General features: G+C 61.9%; 23 protein-coding genes. 17 read left to right on the top strand and 6 right to left on the bottom strand.

Features of this window, described 5'->3' with window-relative positions; genetic code table 11:
- Nucleotides 1–355: 355 nt before the first annotated feature.
- The 3 genes from C0V76_RS04550 to C0V76_RS04540 all read right to left on the bottom strand — a co-directional run bounded on the left by C0V76_RS04550 (nucleotide 356) and on the right by C0V76_RS04540 (nucleotide 3,909).
- Nucleotides 356–2,005 carry a fatty acid--CoA ligase gene (locus tag C0V76_RS04550; RefSeq protein WP_101941200.1) on the bottom strand — a complete coding sequence of 550 codons (1,650 nt, stop codon included), beginning with the start codon at nucleotides 2,003–2,005 and terminating at the stop codon, nucleotides 356–358.
- Between the two features lie 101 nt (nucleotides 2,006–2,106).
- The gene (locus C0V76_RS04545; protein ID WP_101941199.1) at nucleotides 2,107–2,988 is read right to left on the bottom strand and encodes an intradiol ring-cleavage dioxygenase; all 882 of its coding nucleotides are present in this window, start codon (nucleotides 2,986–2,988) and stop codon (nucleotides 2,107–2,109) included.
- A gap of 129 nt (nucleotides 2,989–3,117) precedes the next feature.
- On the bottom strand, nucleotides 3,118–3,909 hold the full coding sequence (locus C0V76_RS04540) for a ferritin-like domain-containing protein (RefSeq protein ID WP_101941198.1): 792 nt from the start codon (nucleotides 3,907–3,909) through the stop codon (nucleotides 3,118–3,120).
- A 79-nt stretch (nucleotides 3,910–3,988) separates the two neighbouring features.
- On the opposite strand from C0V76_RS04540, the gene C0V76_RS04535 reads away from it, so the two are divergent.
- Complete coding sequence (locus C0V76_RS04535; RefSeq protein WP_101941662.1) at nucleotides 3,989–4,228, top strand: DUF2789 domain-containing protein; 240 nt, start codon at nucleotides 3,989–3,991, stop codon at nucleotides 4,226–4,228.
- 65 nt (nucleotides 4,229–4,293) lie between these two features.
- Here the strand turns inward: C0V76_RS04535 and C0V76_RS04530 are convergent, their stop codons facing one another.
- A complete protein-coding gene (locus C0V76_RS04530) occupies nucleotides 4,294–5,634 on the bottom strand; it encodes a polysaccharide lyase family 1 protein (RefSeq protein ID WP_101941197.1) in 1,341 nt (446 codons plus the stop codon).
- 460 nt (nucleotides 5,635–6,094) lie between these two features.
- Here C0V76_RS04530 and C0V76_RS04525 point away from each other — a divergent pair, with 460 nt between their 5' ends.
- From C0V76_RS04525 to argG, 4 genes are all read left to right on the top strand, one after another.
- Nucleotides 6,095–7,366, top strand: a complete 1,272-nt coding sequence (locus tag C0V76_RS04525) for a right-handed parallel beta-helix repeat-containing protein (protein WP_101941196.1) — start codon at nucleotides 6,095–6,097, stop codon at nucleotides 7,364–7,366.
- A 198-nt stretch (nucleotides 7,367–7,564) separates the two neighbouring features.
- Nucleotides 7,565–8,122, top strand: coding sequence for a PadR family transcriptional regulator (locus C0V76_RS04520; RefSeq protein WP_101941195.1), 558 nt, complete (start codon nucleotides 7,565–7,567; stop codon nucleotides 8,120–8,122).
- Nucleotides 8,123–8,148: 26 nt separating this feature from the next.
- Nucleotides 8,149–8,436: a DUF3861 domain-containing protein gene (locus C0V76_RS04515; RefSeq protein WP_101941194.1), complete on the top strand. Its 288-nt coding sequence runs from the start codon at nucleotides 8,149–8,151 to the stop codon at nucleotides 8,434–8,436.
- A 140-nt stretch (nucleotides 8,437–8,576) separates the two neighbouring features.
- The gene (gene argG, locus C0V76_RS04510) at nucleotides 8,577–9,962 is read left to right on the top strand and encodes an argininosuccinate synthase (RefSeq protein ID WP_101941193.1); all 1,386 of its coding nucleotides are present in this window, start codon (nucleotides 8,577–8,579) and stop codon (nucleotides 9,960–9,962) included.
- A 69-nt stretch (nucleotides 9,963–10,031) separates the two neighbouring features.
- Here argG and C0V76_RS04505 read toward each other — a convergent pair whose 3' ends face one another.
- Nucleotides 10,032–10,433, bottom strand: a complete 402-nt coding sequence (locus tag C0V76_RS04505) for an ACT domain-containing protein (RefSeq protein ID WP_254048188.1) — start codon at nucleotides 10,431–10,433, stop codon at nucleotides 10,032–10,034.
- A gap of 68 nt (nucleotides 10,434–10,501) precedes the next feature.
- On the bottom strand, nucleotides 10,502–11,140 hold the full coding sequence (locus C0V76_RS04500; protein WP_101941192.1) for an RpiB/LacA/LacB family sugar-phosphate isomerase: 639 nt from the start codon (nucleotides 11,138–11,140) through the stop codon (nucleotides 10,502–10,504).
- Nucleotides 11,141–11,474: 334 nt separating this feature from the next.
- On the opposite strand from C0V76_RS04500, the gene C0V76_RS04495 reads away from it, so the two are divergent.
- The 12 genes from C0V76_RS04495 to C0V76_RS04440 all read left to right on the top strand — a co-directional run bounded on the left by C0V76_RS04495 (nucleotide 11,475) and on the right by C0V76_RS04440 (nucleotide 22,156).
- Nucleotides 11,475–11,813 carry a helix-turn-helix transcriptional regulator gene (locus C0V76_RS04495; RefSeq protein ID WP_101941191.1) on the top strand — a complete coding sequence of 113 codons (339 nt, stop codon included), beginning with the start codon at nucleotides 11,475–11,477 and terminating at the stop codon, nucleotides 11,811–11,813.
- A gap of 77 nt (nucleotides 11,814–11,890) precedes the next feature.
- Nucleotides 11,891–12,337, top strand: a complete 447-nt coding sequence (locus C0V76_RS04490; protein WP_101941190.1) for an SRPBCC family protein — start codon at nucleotides 11,891–11,893, stop codon at nucleotides 12,335–12,337.
- A 48-nt stretch (nucleotides 12,338–12,385) separates the two neighbouring features.
- Nucleotides 12,386–12,733: a GFA family protein gene (locus C0V76_RS04485; protein WP_101941189.1), complete on the top strand. Its 348-nt coding sequence runs from the start codon at nucleotides 12,386–12,388 to the stop codon at nucleotides 12,731–12,733.
- Between the two features lie 179 nt (nucleotides 12,734–12,912).
- A complete protein-coding gene (locus tag C0V76_RS04480) occupies nucleotides 12,913–13,347 on the top strand; it encodes a VOC family protein (RefSeq protein ID WP_101941188.1) in 435 nt (144 codons plus the stop codon).
- 2 nt (nucleotides 13,348–13,349) lie between these two features.
- Nucleotides 13,350–13,850, top strand: a complete 501-nt coding sequence (locus C0V76_RS04475) for an SRPBCC domain-containing protein (protein WP_101941187.1) — start codon at nucleotides 13,350–13,352, stop codon at nucleotides 13,848–13,850.
- Between the two features lie 341 nt (nucleotides 13,851–14,191).
- Nucleotides 14,192–15,292: a hypothetical protein gene (locus tag C0V76_RS04470; RefSeq protein ID WP_101941186.1), complete on the top strand. Its 1,101-nt coding sequence runs from the start codon at nucleotides 14,192–14,194 to the stop codon at nucleotides 15,290–15,292.
- Between the two features lie 271 nt (nucleotides 15,293–15,563).
- Nucleotides 15,564–17,594, top strand: coding sequence for a methyl-accepting chemotaxis protein (locus C0V76_RS04465; RefSeq protein ID WP_101941185.1), 2,031 nt, complete (start codon nucleotides 15,564–15,566; stop codon nucleotides 17,592–17,594).
- Between the two features lie 1,198 nt (nucleotides 17,595–18,792).
- Complete coding sequence (locus tag C0V76_RS04460; protein WP_101941184.1) at nucleotides 18,793–19,647, top strand: hypothetical protein; 855 nt, start codon at nucleotides 18,793–18,795, stop codon at nucleotides 19,645–19,647.
- Nucleotides 19,648–19,681: 34 nt separating this feature from the next.
- A complete protein-coding gene (locus tag C0V76_RS04455; RefSeq protein WP_101941183.1) occupies nucleotides 19,682–20,059 on the top strand; it encodes a PH domain-containing protein in 378 nt (125 codons plus the stop codon).
- Nucleotides 20,060–20,180: 121 nt separating this feature from the next.
- Nucleotides 20,181–20,339, top strand: a complete 159-nt coding sequence (locus C0V76_RS04450; protein ID WP_101941182.1) for an ATP-binding domain-containing protein — start codon at nucleotides 20,181–20,183, stop codon at nucleotides 20,337–20,339.
- Nucleotides 20,340–20,488: 149 nt separating this feature from the next.
- A complete protein-coding gene (locus C0V76_RS04445; RefSeq protein ID WP_101941181.1) occupies nucleotides 20,489–21,775 on the top strand; it encodes an ankyrin repeat domain-containing protein in 1,287 nt (428 codons plus the stop codon).
- Between the two features lie 84 nt (nucleotides 21,776–21,859).
- Entirely contained in the window at nucleotides 21,860–22,156 is a 297-nt protein-coding gene (locus tag C0V76_RS04440) for a putative quinol monooxygenase (protein WP_101941180.1), read from the top strand.
- Nucleotides 22,157–22,270: the final 114 nt, after the last annotated feature.

The following is a 22,270-nucleotide window of genomic DNA, read 5'->3' as shown; positions in this document are numbered from 1 at the left end:
TGTGCAGCTTCTGGGGAGATATGTTACCGAAAACAAATTAAATGTTTTCGGTAACTATCTGGTTTTTTTAAGTCTGTTGCTTTTGTGCAAACGCAGCGTCTGTCGATGGGCAGGCAAGGCTCCCGCTCTGTGGCGCGTGTGCGTGGGCGATTGAAGCTGTGCAGGGGAGATCCAGACCGGCAGGGTGCCGGTCTGGTGGGGGGATGGTTTGTGCAGCGCTGGCCGAGGCGGCCGGCGTCTTAACCGGGGCGTGGCCCGGCGACGATCAGCGCTCAGGCCAGTGGTGTGCCAGAAGTGCCTGATTGACTTTGCAGAGCGCCTGAAGCGCGGCTACGTCCGCACGCATGCCGGGCATTCAGCCCAGGCGTTCTTCGCGCATGGCGCGCTTGTTGATCTTGCCGACACTGGTCTTGGCGAGTGCCTGTACGAATTGCACCTGAAGCAGCACGCCGTGGCGCGAGATGCCGGTGGCTTCGATCAGGTGGGCCGAGAAGTTGCGGAGGGCATGCTCCGTCACCTTGCCGTCGAAATCCGGCTTCAGCACCACCAGGGCCAGCGGGCGTTCGCCCCACTTTGCGTCCGGCACACCGATCACGGCCACTTCGAGCACGGCTTCGTGCTTGCCGACTACGTCTTCCAGCGCCAGTGAGGAAGTCCATTCGCCTGCGGTCTTGATCACATCCTTGATCCGGTCGGTGATCTTGAGGAAGCCGCGGGCGTCGATGTGGCCAATGTCCTGAGTGTGGAGATAGCCGCCATCCCACAGATGCTCGGAGGCTTCCGGTGCGCGCAGGTAGCCTTGGGTCAGCCAGGGTGTGCGCACGACGACTTCGCCGGTGGCGGCACCATCGTGCGCCAGCTCCGCCATGTGCGGATCCACCACGCGCAGATCAACCAGCGGCATCGGCCGGCCGGTTTTTGCGCGCAGCGTGGCCTGCTCTTCGGTGCTGCGTGCCAGGTCGGCGCTGTTGAGGTTGGCCAGGGTCAGCACCGGACAGGTTTCGGACATGCCGTAGCCGGTGAACAGATCGATGCCGCGAGCCATCGCGGCGATGGCTTGGGCCTGCGGCAGGGCGGAGCCACCGATCACCACCTTCCAGCCGGAGAAATCTACGCTTGCGGTGTGTGGATGGGTCAGCAGCATGTGCAGGATGGTCGGTACGCAATGCGAGTAAGTGACTTTTTCCTCGCGGATCAGGCGCAGCAGGCTGTCCGGCAGGTACTTGCCGGGATACACCTGGCGCAGGCCCAGCATCGTCGCCAGATACGGGAAGCCCCAGGCATGCACATGGAACATCGGCGTGATCGGCATGTACACGTCCTCACGGTGCATGCGCCCCTGGCCCGGCGCGGTGCCCAGCGAGCTGGCCAGCGACAGGGTGTGCAGCACGAGCTGGCGATGGCTGAAGTAGACACCCTTGGGCTCACCGGTAGTGCCGGTGGTGTAGAACACGGTGGCTTGCGCGTTCTCGTCGAAATCCGGGAAGTCGTAGTCGGCCGCTGCCGCACCGAGCAGGGCTTCGTATTCGCCAGCGAGGGGGACCGGTGCTGCCTTGGGCGCCGCCTCATCGCTGATCAGCACGAAATGCCGTACCCGCGTGAGGCGGGGGGCGATCGCGGCGAGCAGCGGGAAGAACTCTTCGTTCACCAGCACCACATCCGCCTCGGCATGGTTCAGGGTGTAGAGGATCTGCTCGGCCGAGAGGCGCACGTTCACGGTCTGCAGGATCGCACCCATCATCGGCACGGCAAAGAAGCACTCGAGATAGCGGTGGCTGTCCCAGTCCATCATCGCCACGGTCTGGCCGGCTTCCACACCCAGAGCGCCCAGGGCATTGGCCAGGCGTCCGAGGCGCTGGCGGAATTCCCGATAGCTGTAGCGCAGACCGCCGCGATAGCTGATCTCTTGATCCGGCGCCGTGGCCAGCGGGGTGTGCAGCAACTGCTTGATCAGCAGCGGATAAGTGTAGGCAGACGGCGTCGACTGGATCAGTTTGACCGGCATGAAGATGTCTCCGTTTATAGGTATGACGGAGCGTCTCGCTCCGTACGGACGCGCATCTTAACGCCGGTCAGTACCTCTTGTGGCAGGGCGTCACAGCCTGCTCAGGTGGCGATGCTCACGCGCAGGCTGGCTGTGTAGCCGGTGGTCACATCGCCGCTCACGCTCGCCATCTGCAGTGCGGCGCTATCGTCGCTGAACACGTTGTCGGTGCTTAGCGAGATGGCCGCCAGATTGGCCTGGCCGCTGGCTGAGCCATATACCGTGGCGCAGCTGGAGGCGGGCAGGGCGAGCTGGGAGGTTTTCACATCGTTATTGCCACTCACGGCCGCGGCCAGTGAGGCATATACCTCGAAGTGGATATGCGGCCAGCGCCCGCTGTAGCAGCCGGGGAAGATGCTGGTGAAGCGAATTTCGCCGTTGGCATCGCTGACCTGCACCCCGCGCAGATAGTTTTCAGCCGTGATGCCAGTTGAGTACAGCGAGTAGTTGCCATCGCGATTGCAGTGCCATAGATAGACGGCGTAGCCAGCCAGGGGGGTGCAGGCGGTGTTGGTGAGCGTCAGCACGAGGGTGAGGGGCACGCCGGCAGCCACGCCGCTGGCGCTGCCAAAGCTCGCGCGGATATCGCTGCGCACGATGCCGCTCTGGGTCAGGACATTCACCAGACCGCTGCTGTTGCTGTTGGTGCCATCCGCGGGATAGGGGCCTGCTGTTTCGCCCGGAATGTTCGAGCAGGCGCTGTTGCCGGAACTGGCCGAACTGCTGCGCGCGCTCGATGCCGAGGCGCTGCTTGTGGCCACGCTGCCACTGACACTTGATGCGGTGCTGGCCGAGCTTGCGCCAGCTGAATTGCTGGCTGCGCTGCTGCTGGCACCGCCACCGCCGCACGCCTGCAACAGGGTGATCAGACCGAAGCCGCTGAGGCCTTCGAGCAGCAGGCGGCGGCGCAGGTCCGGTGGCAGGTCGGCAAAAGACTTGTCCATGAGGCTCTCCTTGGGTGTGTTGGGCATGCGGTCGTTGCCGCATTGCCGGAGATCCTCGCATCACGAGCTGTTAAAGCGTTTAAAGGGCGGTCGATGTTCGCCTCCGGCCGATGACCGGAGGGGTGTGGCTCAGGAGTGGTGAGCGTGTTGCAGGGCGATCAGTTCCGCTTCGCTGAAACCGGCAGCGCGGCGTGCCTCGAGATTGAAGGGGCCACGCGGCAGGTTGGCGGAATAGCTGCGCGCCAGGCTTGCGAAGGCTTCGAGCGGATCGCGTCCGGCGGCTTCACACAGATGCTTGAACCAGTGGTTGCCGATGGCGACATGGCCGATCTCGTCGCGCAGGATCACGTCCAGGATCTCGGCGCCACGCATGTCTCCAGCGCCAATCAGCTTGGCACGGATGGCGGGGGAAACGTCCAGCCCGCGCGCTTCCAGCATGCGGGGGACGAGGGCGAGGCGGGCAAGCAGGCTGTCACTGGTTTTGGCCGCCATTTCCCAGAGGCCGTTGTGGGCCGGAAAGTCGCCATAGGCATGACCCAGGCTGGCCAGATGCGCACGCAGCAGCTCGAAGTGGTCGGCCTCTTCGCGTGCCACGCCAAGCCAGTCGCGGTAGAAGGCCGCGGGCATGCCGGCAAAGCGCCACACGATGTCCAGCGCCAGATTTACCGCGTTCAACTCGATATGCGCCAGGGCGTGGATCAGGGCTGCGCGGCCAGCAGGGCTGGAGAGTGCGCGCTGTGGCACATCGCGCGGCATCACCAGCTGCGGACTCGCTTCGCGGCCTGGCAGTGGTGTGGCGGGCTGGAACAGGGCGGCGGTATCGAGTGCGCAGTCTGGCGCGATGGCCCGCAGGGCTGCGCATTTCGCGTCGGGCGAAGCGGTGGCAAGGGCGGCGAGGGCCAGCTGGCGCAGTTCGGGCATAGCGGCATTTTACGTTGCAGCGCGTTTGCCGGATCGTCTGCAGCCTAGAATGAATTCTCAAGCCCGCAAGGAGGTCAGCATGGAAGCTCCCGTCCATTCGATGAACGCGCTGTTTGCGCAACTGGGCCTGGCTGCGGATGACGCGGCCATCAACGCCTTCATTGCCGCGCATGGCCCGCTGCGAGGTGACGCCCGGCTGGCGGAGGCCTCTTTCTGGTCGCCCTCGCAACGCGAGATGCTGCGTAATGAGGTGTGTGTGGATGCGGACTGGGCGGGCGTGATCGACCAGCTTGATGCGCGCCTGCGCGGGCATGCTTAGGCCGCTGCTTGCATGAAAAAGGCCGGATGCTGGGCATCCGGCCTGGTTCTGCGGCGGAGACGGAATCAGAAGGGCGCTACGCCTGCGGCCTTCCACGGATCAATCTTGTCCACGCCCGCGGCAGACATGACCTTGACCGGAATGCCCGCCGGATTTTCCACCGCGTAGCTGTAGTAGCTCGCCGGATCGAAAGCGCTGCCACGCGTCTGCAGGCTGCCCGAGTTCTCCAGCACGTTGTTGCGCTGAACCAGATCGCCCGGGCCGGATTCGGCATAGCCCACGTAAGCCGGATAGAGCACATTGCGGAAGTAATTGCCTTCCACCACCACGTCTGCCTCCATGGTCGAGGCGATGCCATAGAGCTTATTGCCATCGTAGAAATTGTTATAGACGTGCACCTCGCCGAAGCGCACGCGAGGGTGGCGCTGATCGGTCTGGAACCAGTTGTGATGGATCGAGGTTTTCAGGTAGCCGGTATCCGTGCTGGCGCCATCGCTGTGGCCGATCAGCATGGTCTTGCTGTGGTTCTTGAAGTGGCTGTAGCTGATCGTGATGTGGGAGGTCTGGCGGGTGATGTCGAAGAGCCCGTCATGCTCGAGGCCGTCCGGATACACATCGCCGTCCGAGAACGTGCAGTGATCCACCCACACGTGGTGGGTATTCTGGTTGATCTTCAGGGTGTCGTCCGGTGCGCCCTGGAAGAACACGTTACGGATGATGATGTTCTGACGCTTGTAGATCTCGAAGCCGCCATTGATCAGCTTCGCACCGGGCAGGCCGACCACGGTCTTGTCAGAGCGCAGCGGCACCATGCCCTGCATGTCGATCACCCCGTTGATCAGGATGATCAGCTTCTCGTTGCTGTCCGTCAGCGCCTTCAGATCGGTCAGGTTGCTCACCTTTACCGCCCGCCCGCCGGCACCACCGGTCGTCGTGGCGAGGCCGAAGGCCGGCGCGGCAGCGAAGCCATCGACGGCATTCAGCGTCGGATCCACTGCCACGCTTGATGCCGCAGCGCTGCTGGCCACCGCGCTGGAGGCTGCACTGGACGCGACGCTGGATCGGGCTGAACTGGAGGCGGCCGACGAAGCTTTCGATGAGGCGGCTGATGACGCCGCGGAAGACGCCGCCACGCTGCTGGACGAGGCGCTGCCGGCTGCCATCGAACATTCATTGGTGCCGCCAGCAACGCGACCGCCGAAGGTGGCCTCGGCGCACAGGAAAGTGCCACTCAGCGTCTTGTAGAAAAACTGGTCGGCACGGCCAAAAGCCACCTGGGTATTGCTGGCCACACTGCAGGTCTTGCCCTCGTTGCAGATCGTGGTGAAGCCTGCGGGCCGGTTCGCTGCCAGCGCGCCGCTTGCGAGTAGTGCAAGCACCACCCCGGAAACCAATCGCTTGAACATGATTCCTGACTCCTTTGAAGTGTCTCCATGACTTGCAGCATCTGAAGGCTGCTCGGCATATGCGGAATGCGTATGCCTGATCAAGATGGTTGGCCGGGATCCTCAAAGCAAGAATAAGTGTCGTCACCTCGATCGACAGGCGACGAGTGGAAGCCTCACGAGGGGTTGGGTGATGATTTTGGTGGTTGTGGTGTTTTTATTGTTCCCGCCGCTTGGCCGTGAATCGCAGTGCTGGCTGTGCGGCAAGTCTTGAGCGGAGAGTGGCGCTTGCCGCGCCCGATCCGTTCCGGAACTGCGTCACGACCTGCGGAAATCTCCGCCGGACGCGCTTGACGCTGATCCCGCCCGGAGATTAGTTTGTAACAGTTACTGCCCGGCCCGGGCGCAAGCCCGGAGCCTGCAACGATGGTGGTAATGCTGTGGTTCTGCCGCAGCCATCAAAACAAATTGGAGACAAAACATGTTCAGCAAACTTCTGCTTGGCGGCACCGCTGCCTTGCTCGCGATGACCCACGCCCATGCCCAGACCGTGACCGGCTGCGGCACAGAAACCAGCAACCTCACGGCATCCAAGGTGTATTACGTGACGCCGAGCGCCTCCAGCAGCGGCGCCGGCACCAGCTTCTCGGCGCCGATGAGCTTTGCCACAGCGCTCTCGAAGGTGAGTGCAGGGCAGATGATCCTGCTCCAGCCCGGCACCTACAGCATCGCCTATACCGCCGGGGCCAAAAACACCATCACCCTGTCGAAGTCCGGCACCTCCGCTGCGAAGATCTACATGGTGGCCGCCAATTGCGGCCGCGCGGTGATCGACTTCTCCTTCCCCGCCAATACCTATGTCGATAGCTCCTACGGCTTTTATGTGACCGGCAGCTACTGGTATTTCAAGGGCATCGCCGTGACCCGCGCCGGCTACCAGGGCGCCTACGTCACCGGCGCCTACAACACTTTCGAGAACGCCGCTTTCTACAACAACCGCAACAGCGGGCTGGAGATCAACAAGGGCGGCTCCTATACCACGGTCATCAATACCGATTCTTACGAGAACTACGATCCGAAGAAACTGGGTGGCATGGCGGACGGCTTCGCGTCCAAGCAGACCCAGGGCCCCGGCAATGCCTTCTACGGCTGTCGTGCCTGGAATAACTCCGACGATGGCTTCGATACCTTCGACAGCACCCAGAAGGTCATCATTTCCAAGAGCTGGGCCTTCAAGAACGGCGTCGATATCTGGGGCTACGGCGGTTTTGTCGGTAACGGCAATGGCTTCAAGCTTGGTGGCAACAGCGTTGCCCAGAACAACGTGATCACCCAGTCGGTTGCCTTTGGTAACGTCAAGAAGGGCTTTGACCAGAACAGCAACACCGGCAGCGTCACGCTCTACAACAACACGTCCTACAAGAACGGCATCAACTACGGCTTCGGCCAGCCGGTCGCTTCGGGCTCCAAGCACATCTTCAAGAACAACATCTCGCTCTCGGGGACCAGTGCGGACAGCATCGCCAATGCCACTTCGAGCAACAACACCTGGAACAGCCTGGCCGCCAGCAGCTCGGATTTCGCCAGCCTCGACACCAGCCTCGCTACTGCCGCGCGTAATGCCGATGGCAGCCTGCCGAGCAACAACCTGTTCCGCCTCTCGTCTTCCAGCAAGATGATCAACAAAGGCGTGAACGTAGGCCTTTCCTATCTGGGCACGGCCCCGGACCTGGGTGCTTTCGAGCGCCAGTAAGCCGGCCCGGCGGGGCGATCGAGCGCCCTGGTAGCACAGCAAGCACGCCGCAAGCCGGCGTGCTTTTTTTTGCCCGCTGCCGGCGTGTTGTTCGAATGTAAAGATATATCTTTGTTCTTGATAAGAGTAATTCTTAGATATATCTTTTGTTCATGGCGTTCACCCGGACGCCGATGTAACAAGACATAGGAGTACGACATGCGAGGCATGCATCATGGCCATGGTGGCCATCCACACGGAAAACATCATCGGGGCGGCCCAATGGGCGAGGGACGCGAATTCAGGGGCGGCGGCATGGGCAAGCGGATGTTCGAGCACGGGCATCTGAAGCTGCTGGTGCTGAGCCTGCTGCAGGAGCAGCCGCGGCACGGTTACGAACTCATCAAGGCCATCGAGGAGCTGGCCGGTGGCGATTACGCGCCGAGCCCCGGCGTGATCTATCCCACTCTGACCCTGCTCGAAGAACTCGGCCAGGCCAGCGTCAGCGAACACGGCGGCAAGAAGAAGTACGCCATTACTGCCGAAGGCGCCGTGCTGCTCGAAGCCGAGCGCGAAACACTGGAGCGCATTCGCGCTCGTCTGGCTGCGGCGGGTTCGGTGGCGGATGCCCGTCGCTCACCCGAGCTGCAGCGTGCCATTCACAACTTCAAAATGGCGCTTCATCTACGTCTTGCGAAGGGCGAACTGGATGCTGAAGCCACCGCCAGGATCACCGCAGCCATTGATCATGCGGCCCAGGAAATCGAGCGCAGCTGAGTGCTGGCGCAGACAGGAGAAACAGCATGAGAAAGCATCACTACCGTGTCACCCTTGAGCAACTGCCGCAGGAAGGCAGCAGTTTGCCGGAGCGCGCCCCGCTGAGTTTCGTAGCGCGCTGCCATGACGACATCTTCGCCATCGTTGAGCGTTCGCGCCAGCGCGGCACTTTGTCCGCCGACGATGCGGCCGCCATGGCGGTAGGCCTCAAGTTGCTCGGCGAAATCGTGTTGGAGCATCGCAACGACCCGCTCTACAGCGAGCTGTCCCAGGGCATCGGCGCGTTCATCAAGAAGCTCAAGTCGGGGGGCTGACCCGTGGATGGCGCCCAGCCTGCATGGCTGGCTGGTGCCGGAGGAGGCTTGTGCACCGCCCGGTTCGGCGGGCGATCCCCGCAAGCGGCTGGCGCAGCGGGCTCAGCCTTGCCAGACGCGGACGGCAGGCACGCGTTACAATGCGCGCTTCACTTGATTTCCTGTCCGAGACGTCTGACGTGACCGCAACCATCCTCCAGAAGATTCCCGCCGGCGAACGTGTCGGCATCGCCTTTTCCGGTGGCCTCGACACCAGCGCTGCCGTCCACTGGATGCGCGGCAAGGGTGCCGTGCCCTGTGCCTACACCGCCAACCTCGGCCAGCCGGACGAATCCGATTACGAAGAGATTCCGCGCAAGGCCAAGGCCTACGGTGCCGAGATCGCCCGCCTGATCGACTGCCGCCCGCAGCTGGTGGCTGAAGGCATTGCCGCCATCCAGTGCGGCGCCTTCCATATCAAGAGCGGTGGTGCCACCTACTTCAACACCACCCCGCTGGGCCGTGCCGTGACCGGCACCGCGCTGGTCGTGGCGATGAAGGAGGACGGCGTCAACATCTGGGGCGACGGCTCGACCTACAAGGGCAACGACATCGAGCGCTTCTACCGCTACGGCCTGCTCGCTAACCCGGCGCTGAAGATCTACAAGCCCTGGCTGGACCAGCAGTTCATTGACGAGCTGGGCGGCCGCAAGGAAATGAGCGAATACCTCATCGCCAACGGCTTCGACTACAAGATGAGCGTCGAGAAGGCTTATTCCACCGATTCCAACATGCTCGGCGCCACCCACGAAGCCAAGGATCTGGAATTCCTGAATGCCGGCATGCACATCGTCAAGCCGATCATGGGCGTGGCCTTCTGGCGTGATGACGTGGTGATCAAGACCGAAACCGTGACGGTGCGCTTTGAAGAAGGCGTGCCGGTCGCACTGAACGGCCAGACTTTCGCCAACGCTGTTGAGCTTTTCAATGAAGCCAACATCATCGGCGGCCGTCACGGTTTGGGCATGTGCGATCAGATCGAAAACCGCATCATCGAAGCCAAGAGCCGCGGCATCTACGAAGCCCCGGGCATGGCGCTGCTGCACATCGCTTACGAGCGCCTCGTGACCGGCATCCACAACGAAGACACCATCGAGCAGTACCGCATGAACGGCATGAAGCTCGGCCGCCTGCTGTATCAAGGCCGCTGGTTCGACCCGCAATGCCTGATGCTGCGCGAAACCGCCCAGCGCTGGGTGGCGCGCGCCATCACCGGTGAAGTCACGATTGAACTGCGCCGTGGCAACGACTACTCGATCATGAACACCGAGAGCCCGAACCTGACCTACGCGCCGGAGCGCCTGTCGATGGAGAAGGTTGAAGACGCCGCCTTTACCCCGGCCGACCGCATCGGCCAGCTCACCATGCGTAATCTGGACATCTCGGATACGCGCCAGAAGCTCGGCATCTACTCGCGCTCCGGCCTGCTCGGCGCGCAATCCGAAGGCAGCATCCCGCTGCTGACGGGCGGAGAAGAGAAGAAGTAAGCGATCACGCTCGCTCCCAATGAAAAAGCCCGCTTCAAGCGGGCTTTTTCATTGGGGCTTATCCCTGTCTTAGCGCAGCACACGGTGGCCGGCTGCTTCGAGCAATTCAATACCTCGCTCGGCGACTGATTGCAGCAGCAGAAGGTGGTCCGTGTCGTAGCTGGACACCACGTACACCCCGAGGCCAGCTTCCGACAAGGGCCGCACGATCGCCAGTAGGATGCCGTACTCATCAAACGCAAAAGGCCCTTGCAGCTTGAAGCAGCGCCAGGGGCCGGAGCTTTGCGCGTTTGCAGGCACACGTGCAGCGAGACAGGTGATCGACAGCTCCTCGTCCGTGCGGCTGATCGAGACGAAGCCTTCGCCATCCGCCCAGTCGGGGATGGGCGAGTCTGCAGCGAGTCGCGCGACCGCATAGTCGCCGCCGAGCTGGCGCAGGGTCTGGGTCTTCATCTTTGCCGTGTGCACCATGTGGGGTTCTCCAAAAGAAAAAGCCCGCATGACGCGGGCTTTTTTCAGGCTGGAAGCCGGAGCTTCGATCAGGCCAGAATGCTCTTGATGTAAGCCACGATTTCCTGGTCTTGCGCGTTGGCGAAGAACAGTTCCTGGAACTTCTCGCCAGCAACGGCGGCCTTCAGCAGGTCCTGGTCGATGGCCTTCAGTGCGTCCACGAAGCTCTTGGTGGAAGCAGCCTTCACGTCGCGCAGGATGCCGCGGTTCTTGGCCATGATGGCAGCGCGTTCCTTGGGGTAGCCCAGGCCACGTTCGCCGTCGAACAGCTTGCGGTAGCAATCTTGCAGGTTCAGCTCGGCAGCCCAGCCGAAGCCCTTGGCGTAGGGCATGGAGATGGCGTTGCCGTCGTTGATTTGGCCGAACAGGAAAGCGTCGGTCGGGTCGATTACCAGGCCGCAGAACACGCCGGGCATCGAGTTACAGGCCAGCATGGCGCCCATGCCGGTGCCGCAGCCGGTCACCACGAAATCGGCAGCCTTGGAGTTCAGCAGGATGCCGGCCAGGATGCCGTTCATCACGTAGGTGAGCGAAGCCTTGTCTTCCGGGGTGTACATGCCGTAGTGATGCACGTTGTGGCCCAGGGGCTCGGCGACGGTCTTGAGTGCGCTGTGAACGATCTCGGACTTCGCGGCTTGGCTGTTTTCGATGATGAGAGCGATCTTCATGGAGTGTCCCTTGATGTCTAAATATCGACGCGAAGCGTCGGTTGCGAAAAGATGCTGAGCCCCTTTGCACGGGCTGCCGGCGCGCTGCCGGAAGTCCGTCCGCCCGAGGCGCGGCGAAACGCCCTAGGGTAAACGCGAGCCGCCCCAAATGCAAACCCGAGCGCGCGGAAATTCCCCTTGCGCAGGCAAAGAAGCGCCGGGGCTTGGGCTGGGTCAGTTTCGTTGAAGGCTTCGTGCGGCTCATTCAGGCCGGATGCGCCGCGCCCTTGGCGAGCTTGACAGGCTTCACTACGGCAACTAATTTACCAGTCGGTTAAGTAATATTCTGAGCACCATGCCTCGCGATGATCTGAGCACAACCTTTGCTGCCCTGGCAGACCCGACGCGGCGTGCCATCCTGGCGCGCCTGGCGCTGGGGGAGACCAGTGTGTCGGAGCTGGCTGAGCCCTTCGAAATGAGCCTGCCGGCGGTCACCAAGCATCTGAAGGTGCTGCAGCGGGCAGGGCTGGTCACCCAGGGGCGCCAGGCGCAGTGGCGACCCTGCCGGCTGGAGGCTGCTCCATTGCAGGAAGCGGCCGGCTGGATCGAGCATTACCGGCAGTTCTGGGAGCAGCGCCTGGATCGGCTGGAAGACTATCTGCGCGACCTGCAGGCGGGCCAGACCCGCACCTGAAACCTCATCCCAAAAAAATTGCCGGCATGAACCGGCGCCCGACCGATCTGGTCCATCAACAGAGAGAGAAACAAACCATGAGCACAGGAACCGTTCGCCTGCATCGCGTGCTGCGCACCACGCCCGAGAAGATCTACCGCGCCTTCCTCAGCGCCGAGGCGCTGGCCAAATGGCTGCCGCCCTATGGCTTCGTGTGCAAGGTGGAGCAGATGGATGCGCGCGTCGGCGGCCGTTTCCGGATGTCCTTCGAGAACTTCACGAACGGGCAGGCGCACAGCTTCGGTGGCGAGTATCTGGAGCTGATTCCGGGCGAGCTGATCCGTTACACCGACCAGTTCGATGATCCGAACCTGCCTGGCGAGCTCCGGGTCTCGGTGGTGCTGAAGCCTGTGGTATGTGGCACCGAGCTGCAGATCGTGCAGGAAGGCATTCCGGCCGTGATTCCGGTTGAGATGTGCTACCTGGGCTGGCAGGAGTCGCTGGCGCAGCTGGCCAACCTGGTCGAGCCTGACATCAAGGAGTAAGCCCCCTCAGGCAGGCTCTCTGATCAAACCCACAACAGGAGCATCGGCATGAAATACAGCGGAAGTTGTCACTGTGGTCAGGTGAAATTCGAGGTGGAAGGCGAACTCACGGGCGCAATGGCCTGCAATTGTTCGATCTGCCAGCGCAAAGGGGCGCTGATGTGGTTCGTGCCGCGGGCGAGCCTGCATCTGCTGACTCCGGCGGACGCGCTGGCGACCTATACCTTCAACAAGCACGTCATCCAGCACCGCTTCTGCAAAACCTGCGGCATTCACCCCTTCGGTGAAGGCGTGGGGCCGGGTGGGGCCGCCATGGCGGCCATCAATATCCGCTGCCTGGAAGGCATCGAGCTTGATGTGCTGCCCATGCAGCATTTCGACGGGCGTTCAATGTAAGAAGCTGCTCACGATCTTACTGCGAAGCCGTGATCAGGGCTCATGCGCTGCTCGGAATCCTCATTTATCAACATAAACTCTGGTTCCTGTGCGGCTCTTCACCCTGCTGACGGCCTCTCGCTACAGATCGTGAGCAGCTTCTAAGCGCCTGTGTGCTGTCAACAGAGAGAGAAGCCACCATGACCACTCTGAACACCTACCTCAACTTTCCCGGCACGGCCGAGGAAGCCTTCAACTTCTACAAGTCCGTTTTCGGCGGTGAATTCGCCACCCTTATGCGCTACAAGGAGGGTCCGGGCTGCCCCGAAGGTGGTGAGGTGCCGCCTGAGCTGGGCGACAAGATCCTGCATATCGCCCTGCCCATCGGCGCCAACATGCTGATGGCCAGCGATGCCTTGCCGCCGCTGTGCCCGCCGGTCACCACCGGCAGCAACGTGTCCCTGTCCCTGCACCCGGAGAGCGAGGCTGAAGCGCGCCGCCTATTCGCAGCCCTGGCCGAAGGGGGACAGGTGCAGATGCCCTTCCAGCCGATGTTCTGGGGCGCCTTGTTCGGCATGTGTGCGGACCGGTTCGGCATCCTGTGGATGGTGAACTTCGAGCTGCCGAAGGCCTGAAGATGGAGGCTCCCCGCATGCAGCAGGCGGTGCCGGACGATAGCGCCAGCGAAGTCTTGATCACACGCTTGCTCGATGCGCCGCGCGAGCTGGTCTTTCGCTGCTGGACCGAGCCGGAGCACGCCGCCCGCTGGTGGCTGCCGCCGAGCTTCAGCGCCACCGCCTGCGAGATTGATTTGCGCGTGGGTGGGCGCTTCTACATCGGCATGCGCAGCCCGCAGGGCGAGGACTATCCCTGCGAAGGCGTCTATGAAGAGATCCTGCCGCCCGAGCGCCTCGTCTATCGCGGCATGGACGATGATCGCCACGCTTGTGGCAGCGGCCTGCCGCCACGCGGCCGGGTCACCGTGCTGTTTGGCGTGCAGGGCGGCCAGACCCGCCTCAGCATCCACGCCCGTTTCAGCTCGCCCCAGGCCCGTGCAGCGGCCATGGCCATGGGCTTTGACAGTAGCTGGCAAGGCGCGCTGGCAGGCTTTGCGATCTACCTCCGCCAACTGGTCTGAGCGCTTCAGCCTGCCTTCTTGCCTCTTACGCATGGCGGGGCGCGCTGCCCATAGTGGCCTCATGGATTAAATGTTTGTTACATGAGTTGCGGGGAGGGGGCGATACCTCTCGCCGGAGCTCGGGTCCGTTTGCGCCCATGCCGTGAGCCCTTGCGCTGGCCGGAGGGCCGGCTATACAGGCCTGACTGGCGCACCTGACGCGGCTTCGCGATCGGAGGCTATTGACTTTTTGTGCACTGCAGCTAAAGGTATACCCTATGTATGCCCTTCGGGGTAGGTGAATCAAACGGCCCGTCCTCCGGCGGGTCGGGCAGCAGGCAGCGAGCAGCAGGAGGTGCAGCATGGGTGCAGCGGAACGAGTCAATTCACGGCGCAGCGGCAGTGAGCCGGATGAATCCAACAGTTCGCGAGGCCCCGTGGCCTTCGCGCTGGGTGGTCTGGGAGGCGGCAATGCCTTCGGTGCAGGTTTTCTGGCGGCTGCCCAGGAGCGCCATGTGCGCCCTGCGGCGATCAGTTGTACCTCCGGCATGATCGTGTGGACGGCCCATTTCCTCGCCGGCCATGACCTGCGCGAAAAACTGCGCGAACAACTGGCCGAGATGCCGAAGGCCGCTGAATCGGCGCCTTTCGGCAATCAGTGGATGCTCGCCAAGGGCCTGCCCGGCGTGTTCCGCCCGGCGATGCCGGAGTACTGGGAGCGCTGGTCCTTCCTCTCACCTTTCTCCGAACCCAAGGAGTGGGCCGACCGCCTACTGCCGGCGCAGACCTGGGTGCCCACCCGCTCGCCCGAGTATTTCCAGTTCGTGGCCGATACCCTCGCCGAAAGCGACACGGCGGTCATGTTCAATGCCTTCTGTCCGCCCACCGGGCAGGAATTCCTGTTTCTCAATGCCGCCGCCTGTAGCCGGCTCGGCGTGAGCTGGCACGAGCAGACGCCCGGCACCGTCTACATGCCAATCACCGCCGAGGGCGTCGAAGCCGCGCTGCATCTCTACAGCTATGGCTACACGCGCACCTACTTCGGCATGCACCTGATCGATGGCGCCTACCACCGCCAGTTCATCCTCAATGAGCTGTGCGACATGGACCCGCGCCCCTCCACGATCTGGGTCGTGCGGCCGCAGAACTCGCGCTGGATCGGCGAAATGCCGGATAACTACTTCGAGCAGCGCGACATGGAAACCGAGATCGGCATGAACAGCTCCTATGCCATGCAGGTTTCACGCATCGAGCTCATGAACAAGCTGGTGCGCGATGGCCATATGAAGGATGGCAGCCTGCGCCCGATCCAGCTTGAGCCCTTCCAGTTCGTCGGCAAACGCGGCTACTTCGATTACTTCATCGAGAGCGAACACGTTTTCGATACCGCCTTCCACCGTGCGCTGGACCAGTTCGTGGCCCGCCATGGCTGGCAGAGCGCCCGGCTCGCGCTCGCGGGCTAGGCGCGCACAGCCGGGAGCCTCCCGCTCTGAGCCGGCCGGCGGCTGAACGCCGGCCGGGGCGTAGCTGCTCCATTCCTGTGCCCCCAAGCTGCTGGCAGCCTCTGTGCCGGTCGATTCGGCACGCCTGTTGTGGCGGCTCGCCCGCCCGGATGTAACAAATCCTTACCCGGAGGGCAGGTCAATACCCGATAAAACTGCTCAACCTTAAGGCGGGTGTGTCGATAAAACCTGGATAAGAGCGAAAAGCCAGACCCCCGCAACGGAGCCCCACGTGAATCTCAAAAAACTCTCGCTGGCCCAGCAGTTCGTGACCGTTTCGGTCGCCCTCTCGGTCCTGATCATCGGCGCCCTGGTCATCCAGGTTTCGCTCACCTCCCGCGCCAGCCTGCTTGAAAGCATGCGTGATGGCCTGCGCGCCCAGGTCCAGGGCTCGCGCCAGCTGCTCGAAAACGCCTACCAGATCTCCGCCTCCCAGACCGACCGCGTCTCGAACATCCTCACCGAGGCCTTCCCGGAAGGCTTCAGCGTCGACGCCGCCGAGCGCATGCCCACCGGCAAGGCCGACGCCCCGGTACTGCGCTACAAGGGCCAGGCGCTGAATGCCGATTACCGCGCAGTGGATGCCTTCTCCAAATCCACCGGTGGCGTGGCCACGATTTTCGTGCGCGATGGCCAGGATTTCGTGCGCGCCACCACCTCGCTCAAGCTGGAAACAGGCGAGCGCGCCATCGGCACCAAGCTTGCCCGCGATCATCCGGCCTATGCCCGCATGCTGGCGGGGGAGAACTACCTTGGCCTGGCCACGCTCTTCGGCCGCAACTACCTGACCAAATACGTCCCAGTGCGCGGCAGCGATGGCCAGACCAATGCCATCCTGTTCGTCGGCTTTGATCTCGCAGACGTCTTCACCAGCCTGCGCAGCGCTCTGCGCACCGGCCAGAACGGTGACGAAACCTTCGTCGCCTTCAGCAGCGGCGCGCGGGCCGGTAACCTGATGTTCCACCCCACGCTGGAAGGCAAGTCGCTGGTTAAGGAGCTGCCGGACGCTGCCGGCCAGCCCGTCTTCGATCCCCTGCTCAAAGAGCGCGAGGGCGTACTCGAATACGCCCCCGCCGGTGGCGGTGAGCATCGCATTGCGGTGTGGGAGCAGTCCGAAGCCTGGGGCGGTGTGGTGGTCGCCCGCACGGGCGATATCGAGGTCTACACCCGTGCCGGCACGGCCCTGCGCAACGGCATCATCATTGCCGGCGCGCTGGCCGCGATCCTGCTCAGCGTGCTGCTGTGGCTCTTCATCACGCGCCAGTTGCGCCCGGTCAGCGCCGTGGTGGCTCGTCTGCAGAAAATCGGCGAAGGGGATTTCAGCAGCACCGGCAGCGGCCAGATCGATCCGCAGACCCGCAATGAGCTCGACATCATCAGCATGAGCCTCGAAGCTACCGTGCGCAGCGTCGGCAGCCTCGTCGGCGAGCTGCGCAGCAATGCCCAATCGCTCACCGAAAATGCACACGGGATTGCCGGAGCTGCCGCCAGCGTGGCCCAGGTTGCGGCTAGTCAGACCGATGCCGCCATGAATGCCGCCACGGGCGTGCAGCACATGACCGAATCCATCGCCAGCGTCACCGCCTCCTCCGAAAGCGCCCAGGAACTCGCTTCCCGCATGCTTGCCTGTGCAGACAGCGGCTTCACCGAAATCTCCGTGGTGCGCGAGCACATCACCCGTATCGAAAACGCCGTGGGTGGCGCTACCGCCCAGATCGGCAAGCTCGATGGCGATGCCCAGAGCATCAGCGCGGTCGTCTCGATCATCAAGGAGATTGCCGACCAGACCAATCTCCTCGCGCTCAACGCCGCCATCGAAGCCGCCCGGGCCGGCGAGCAGGGGCGTGGCTTTGCCGTGGTGGCCGACGAAGTGCGCAAGCTCGCCGAGCGCACCGGCTCCTCCACCCAGGAAATCACCGCCATGATCCACTCCATCCAGAGTGGTGCCCGGGTGGTGTCCTCGGCCATGGAAAGCGCCGTCACCCTGGTCAATGAAGGCGTCACCGCCGTCGAGCGCGCACGTGGCGTGATCGACGAAGTGCAGCACGGCGCCACCGCCATTGCCACCGCCACCCAGAGCATCGTCGGCGCCCTGCGCGATCAGAACGCCGCCAGTGGCCGCCTTGATGCCGAAGTGCGCCACATCGCCGAACTCTCCGAAAGCACCACCGACAACGCCCGCGCCTCCTCCGGCGTGGCCGATCAGCTCCAGGAAATGGCCGACGCCATGAGCGCCTCGATCTCGCGCTTCCGTATCGATTGAGAGGGCAGGGGCGAAGCTGACGGAAGCCGGGCAACAAGCCAAGCCGCTTCCCTCGTAGGTGCGGCTTCAGCCGCACAGGTCCGTGCTCAATCCGGGCCCCGCCGGCTGAAGTCGGCCCTACACAAGCGCGCCCAGCCCCAACCCGGGCAGCGCTCCCGAACCCGCCCGGCATTCCTATCGGAACCCGTAGGTGCGGCTTCAGCCGCATGGGCCACAGCATTCAATCCGGGCCCCGCCGGCTGAAGCCGGCCCTACACAAGCGCGTCCAGCCCCGGCTCGGGCAGCGCACCCGAACCCGCCCGGCATTCCTATTGGACCCCGTAGGTGCGGCTTCAGCCGCACAGGCCCCGCACTCAATCCGGGCCCCGCCGGCTGAAGCCGGCCCTACAGAAACAAGCACCCAGCCTCAGCCCGGGCAGCGCCCCCGAACCCGCCCGGCATTCCTATCGGAACCCGTAGGTGCGGCTTCAGCCGCAAGGGCCCCGCGCTCAATCCGGGCCTCGCCGGCTGAAGCCGGCCCTACACAAGCGCGCCCAGCCCCAGCCCGGGCAGCGCCCCCGAACCCGACCGGCATTTCTATCGAAACCCGTAGGTGCGGCTTCAGCCGCACGGGCCCCAGCATTCAATCCGGGCCCGGCCGGCTGAAGCCGGCCCTACAGAAACACGCGCCCCGCCCCAGCCCGGGCCGCGCTCCCGAACCCGCCCGGCATTCCTATCGGACCCCGTAGGTGCGGCTTCAGCCGCACGGGCCCGCGCTCAATCCGGCCCCCGCCGGCTGAAGCCGGCCCTACAGAAACACGCGCCCGCCTCGGCCCGGGCAGCGCCTCCGAACCCGCCCGGCATTCCCATCGGAACCCGTAGGTGCGGCTTTAGCCGCACGGGCCCTAGCATTCAATTCCGGCCCCGCCGGCTCAAGCCGGCCCTACAGAAACACGCGCCCGCCTCGGCCCGGGCAGCGCCTCCGAACCCGCCCGGCATTCCTATCGGACCCCGTAGGTGCGGCTTCAGCCGCACAGGCCCCAGCATTCAATCCGGCCCCGCCGCCTAGCGCCGAAGCCCGGCTTCGTATCAGCCGATTCGTCGTGCATTTGTTCACGCCGAACAACAAATTCCCCGCAGACTTGATCTGGATCGTGCGCTGGTCGTTCCGGAGGCGCCGTTTGTCCTCATAGAATGACAAAAACATCGGAGGGGCGACATGGCGGGCGAAGCACGGCAGTGGCGGGAAGACGATCCGGAAAGCGAAGCCCGCGCGGCGCAGCATGCTGCGCAAGACGCCAAAGCCCCCTCTTCGCCGAGCACGGCGCCTGAAGAAAATCCCTTGCTGGGTCTTGGTCGCTCCTTGCTGAAATGGAGCGCAGTCCTTGTCACCCTGGGTGGATTGATCCTGCACCTAGTTGGTTATGTCCAGCACAGCGAATACCTCAGAGATTGGGGGCTGGATTCCGACTTGTTCCCGAAGTCCATCGAGTGGATTTTGATCAGTGGCTATCAGGTCATGCTCTTAGGGATGATCAAGTTGTGGGTTTTCTTTAAAACACAGTGGTGGAAGCTCGCTATATGGGGTGTAACGGTTGCCACCCTGACAAGTGTGGTGTCCTGCCTGCTCCTTTATGGAAAAGACGGGCTGCCGGTTCAGTCACTGTGGAACTGGGCAAAGAAGTTTCCGAAATGGCTTCTTGCCACGGTACTTTGCTATGGCTACGTGGCGTGCGTGTGCGTCGTGATTGCCGTTGCGCCAATAGTCACCGTGACCTTCATTTTTCTGCCGGCATGGATTGCGTTTGATTCAGCCAAAACCAGCGCCGAGCAAGACAAGAAGCTTTACGCCCAAGGCTGCGATCAAGCCGATCTCACCAAACGATGCATTACGGTGCGGCGTGAAAACAAACCGGATCTGCGCGGCTTCCTGATTGATAGTTCAGACAGCCTGCTCGCGATCTATGTGCCAGATCAGAAAGTGGTTCAAGTCATTCCGCGCGACGGGATCGAACTTGAGGTGAGCCTGAGTGCGACCCCTAAAGCGGGAAAGAGCGAGCAGGGTAGGAAATAAAGCAGTTTCTTTGGCACCTTGAGAGGAGAGCGAGATGGGAATTCTGTCCGGGCTATTGGGGAATGCAGGCGTCGTACCGGCGGACAAGCTCGCGGCGGACTATGGCCGCCTCCTGGTTGAGGGTGAGAGTTTTGAAGTGGGATTCGTGGTGTTGCGCGATACCTTCGTATTCACCAACAAGCGCCTGATCCTGGTGAATATCCAGGGGCTCACCGGCAGCAAGATTGATTACCTCTCGATGCCCTATAGCAAGATCACAAAATTCAGCATCGAAACTGCCGGCACCTTCGATCTGGATGCCGAACTCAAAATCTGGGTGGGCAGCGATCCGATGCCGATTGCGAAGAAGTTCAACAAGAAAGTCAGTATCTACGATTTGCAGCAGGTGCTGGCGATGCATGTATTGGGGTGAGTTTTTGATGGGGAAGAGGCAAAAGGAAAGGCCTGGTCCCGTTATTCGAACGACAAAATTGGCTCATGCCTAGATGCTTAAATTCAAGACCTGACCCAGGTGTTCCCCCAGCAGCAAGGGGCTGGATTTTTCGCTGGTGGTGATCCCGGGAGCGGGCTCGCTTGCCGGGCAGGAAGCGGATGAGGAAGAAGCGCGCTTGCTCTATGTCGCGATGACGCGGGCGACGGAGAGGTTGGTGTTTGTGGGGGGGGAATGTGTGAGCAGACGCACAAGGCAATGAAAAATGCTGCAATTCAAGACTAGACTCTGCTGCTCCCTTTGACTTAACCCTGCGCTCCGCAAACGGTCCATGCCGCACGAACGAGGAAGACAAGAGCGTTCGCACACCGTAACGCAAGACCGATAGATAAATGACCCGAGAAGAACGAAATGACCGAACTTGATAAATTGCGAGTCGAGCTTGCAGAACGGCTGCTACATGCGAAACGCGCATCCCTTTACGATCAGCTTTGCATCCCGGCAAGCAGCTCGGACGAGGCCGTCAATGTGGCCATAGCCGGGATTAAGGCTGCCGATACATGTATGAACGCGGAATTCATGTATGCGGTTGAGATCCTTGCATCACCACAGCGAAGAGAGGCATATGATCGAAAGTTGGTTATCGATTTGAGCAAATCTGCAAAAAATGGAAGTATGAATACCGATGTTCGTCCAGATCATCAAAACAATCGACTTCCCTCTAAGATTGGAAAATTATTTGCAGTTCTAGTGGTTCCTGTTTTGCTATGTGTCGTCTACGCTGCGAACAAAAACTATGGTGGTAGCGCCAAGCAAGAATCTGCATCTCAGAACTTGGTTGGATCATACATTTATCATAAATCGAACACACTTAGAAAGTGCAGTCGAGTTGCTGCGGTTCCCACTCAAGAGCAAAAAAAAATCGCTCATGAGCGCATTGGAGCCATCGACCTCGCCACTATGGAGGAGCGTCTTAGCGAGGCAACAAAGCAAGGCGACCTGCAGATCGTTTCTGACATTCTCACCATTGGCGTCAGCGAAGACGTTCTGAATTCCGTATTTGATGATGTATCCGTTAGTCATAAGAATGTCTTTTACGGAAATGGAAATGACTCGCTTGCTTTACTTGCGTTATTTGTCAGGCATGGTGCGGACCTGAACGATCCTACAAGGGTTCCTGCGCTTGTACATGCGGCGGTAAGCGCGAACATTGCAGCGGCTGAATACCTTATCAGTCAGTGCGCCGACGTTAATTTGGGAGTTACATATCCCGTGCCGAGCGATGGGAGTGACAACGCTTTCTACAAGGACGAGAAAAACCTCATGGGGTCCACGCCGCTCGATGCGTCAATCGCCGGCCAATCGTCGGACATGATGCGGTTGCTACTTGAACACGGCGCGAACCCGAATAAGCCGGGCATGCTGGGCCTAAGTCCTCTCACGCGGGCCTCCATAGAGTCTCTTGATAAGGTGAAATTGCTTTTGGAGTTCGGCGCGGACATCAAAGTAGCAACTAGTCGCTCCCGACCAGTAGGGGCTGCAATTGCTTGGGATAAGCCGGACATTGCCCGATACCTGATTGAGCATGGCGCGGATGTAAGTACAGTCCCAAATGCTCCGACTCTTCTGGCTCAAGCAAATGCCAAGGGATTCAGCGACGTAGCGACTCTGTTGCGTGGTAGGGGTCTAACGGAATAGTAAATGCAGGGGGCTTGAATTCAAGCATTTCAATGCTAATCAGTCTCATTGTTTCCTCTCCACCCTGAATAAACTGGAAAACTCATGGAAGAAATCAATCTGCTGGTGCTGATCGAAGTGCAGCCGGGCAAACGTGCGATTCAGATCGAGGCGTTTGAAGCGCTCCGCCCGCTGGTGCTCGCGGAGCCGGGTTGCATTCAATATGAGCTCTTCAGCGATGAAGAGGATGAAAACAAATTCATTCTCGTCGAGAGGTGGGCGTCACAGGAAGCGCTGGCGGCGCATGGCAAAACGGCGCACATGCTCGCGGCGGTGGCGCGAAATCCTTCCTTCCGCGCGAGGCCGGCGAGCGTCATCAGGATGAGCCCGGTGGGCCGCTGATCCAGCCGCATGCGCATCGCGCACGCGGCTTCGGAAGCTCAGCTTGCCCGCGTTGATTCAGGGTGGGTGCGGAATGAAGCGTTCAAGCGCTGTGGCCAGCACCCGGGATGCTCT

It is taken from the genome of Uliginosibacterium sp. TH139 (assembly GCF_002855595.1).
Lineage (GTDB): Bacteria > Pseudomonadota > Gammaproteobacteria > Burkholderiales > Rhodocyclaceae > Uliginosibacterium > Uliginosibacterium aquaticum.
Note: the sequence above shows the minus strand (reverse complement) of the source record. Positions and strands in the feature narration are given on the sequence as shown.

Bases quoted from the DNA above. Each gene is read 5' to 3' on its own strand.
- C0V76_RS04550 (WP_101941200.1), bottom strand. From the start codon at position 2,005: ATGCCGGTCAAACTGATCCAGTCGACGCCGTCTGCCTACACTTATCCG.
- C0V76_RS04545 (WP_101941199.1), bottom strand. From the start codon at position 2,988: ATGGACAAGTCTTTTGCCGACCTGCCACCGGACCTGCGCCGCCGCCTG.
- C0V76_RS04540 (WP_101941198.1), bottom strand. From the start codon at position 3,909: ATGCCCGAACTGCGCCAGCTGGCCCTCGCCGCCCTTGCCACCGCTTCG.
- C0V76_RS04535 (WP_101941662.1), top strand. From the start codon at position 3,989: ATGGAAGCTCCCGTCCATTCGATGAACGCGCTGTTTGCGCAACTGGGC.
- C0V76_RS04530 (WP_101941197.1), bottom strand. From the start codon at position 5,634: ATGTTCAAGCGATTGGTTTCCGGGGTGGTGCTTGCACTACTCGCAAGC.
- C0V76_RS04525 (WP_101941196.1), top strand. From the start codon at position 6,095: ATGTTCAGCAAACTTCTGCTTGGCGGCACCGCTGCCTTGCTCGCGATG.
- C0V76_RS04520 (WP_101941195.1), top strand. From the start codon at position 7,565: ATGCGAGGCATGCATCATGGCCATGGTGGCCATCCACACGGAAAACAT.
- C0V76_RS04515 (WP_101941194.1), top strand. From the start codon at position 8,149: ATGAGAAAGCATCACTACCGTGTCACCCTTGAGCAACTGCCGCAGGAA.
- argG (WP_101941193.1), top strand. From the start codon at position 8,577: ATGCGCGCTTCACTTGATTTCCTGTCCGAGACGTCTGACGTGACCGCA.
- C0V76_RS04505 (WP_254048188.1), bottom strand. From the start codon at position 10,433: ATGGTGCACACGGCAAAGATGAAGACCCAGACCCTGCGCCAGCTCGGC.
- C0V76_RS04500 (WP_101941192.1), bottom strand. From the start codon at position 11,140: ATGAAGATCGCTCTCATCATCGAAAACAGCCAAGCCGCGAAGTCCGAG.
- C0V76_RS04495 (WP_101941191.1), top strand. From the start codon at position 11,475: ATGCCTCGCGATGATCTGAGCACAACCTTTGCTGCCCTGGCAGACCCG.
- C0V76_RS04490 (WP_101941190.1), top strand. From the start codon at position 11,891: ATGAGCACAGGAACCGTTCGCCTGCATCGCGTGCTGCGCACCACGCCC.
- C0V76_RS04485 (WP_101941189.1), top strand. From the start codon at position 12,386: ATGAAATACAGCGGAAGTTGTCACTGTGGTCAGGTGAAATTCGAGGTG.
- C0V76_RS04480 (WP_101941188.1), top strand. From the start codon at position 12,913: ATGACCACTCTGAACACCTACCTCAACTTTCCCGGCACGGCCGAGGAA.
- C0V76_RS04475 (WP_101941187.1), top strand. From the start codon at position 13,350: ATGGAGGCTCCCCGCATGCAGCAGGCGGTGCCGGACGATAGCGCCAGC.
- C0V76_RS04470 (WP_101941186.1), top strand. From the start codon at position 14,192: ATGGGTGCAGCGGAACGAGTCAATTCACGGCGCAGCGGCAGTGAGCCG.
- C0V76_RS04460 (WP_101941184.1), top strand. From the start codon at position 18,793: ATGGCGGGCGAAGCACGGCAGTGGCGGGAAGACGATCCGGAAAGCGAA.
- C0V76_RS04455 (WP_101941183.1), top strand. From the start codon at position 19,682: ATGGGAATTCTGTCCGGGCTATTGGGGAATGCAGGCGTCGTACCGGCG.
- C0V76_RS04445 (WP_101941181.1), top strand. From the start codon at position 20,489: ATGACCGAACTTGATAAATTGCGAGTCGAGCTTGCAGAACGGCTGCTA.
- C0V76_RS04440 (WP_101941180.1), top strand. From the start codon at position 21,860: ATGGAAGAAATCAATCTGCTGGTGCTGATCGAAGTGCAGCCGGGCAAA.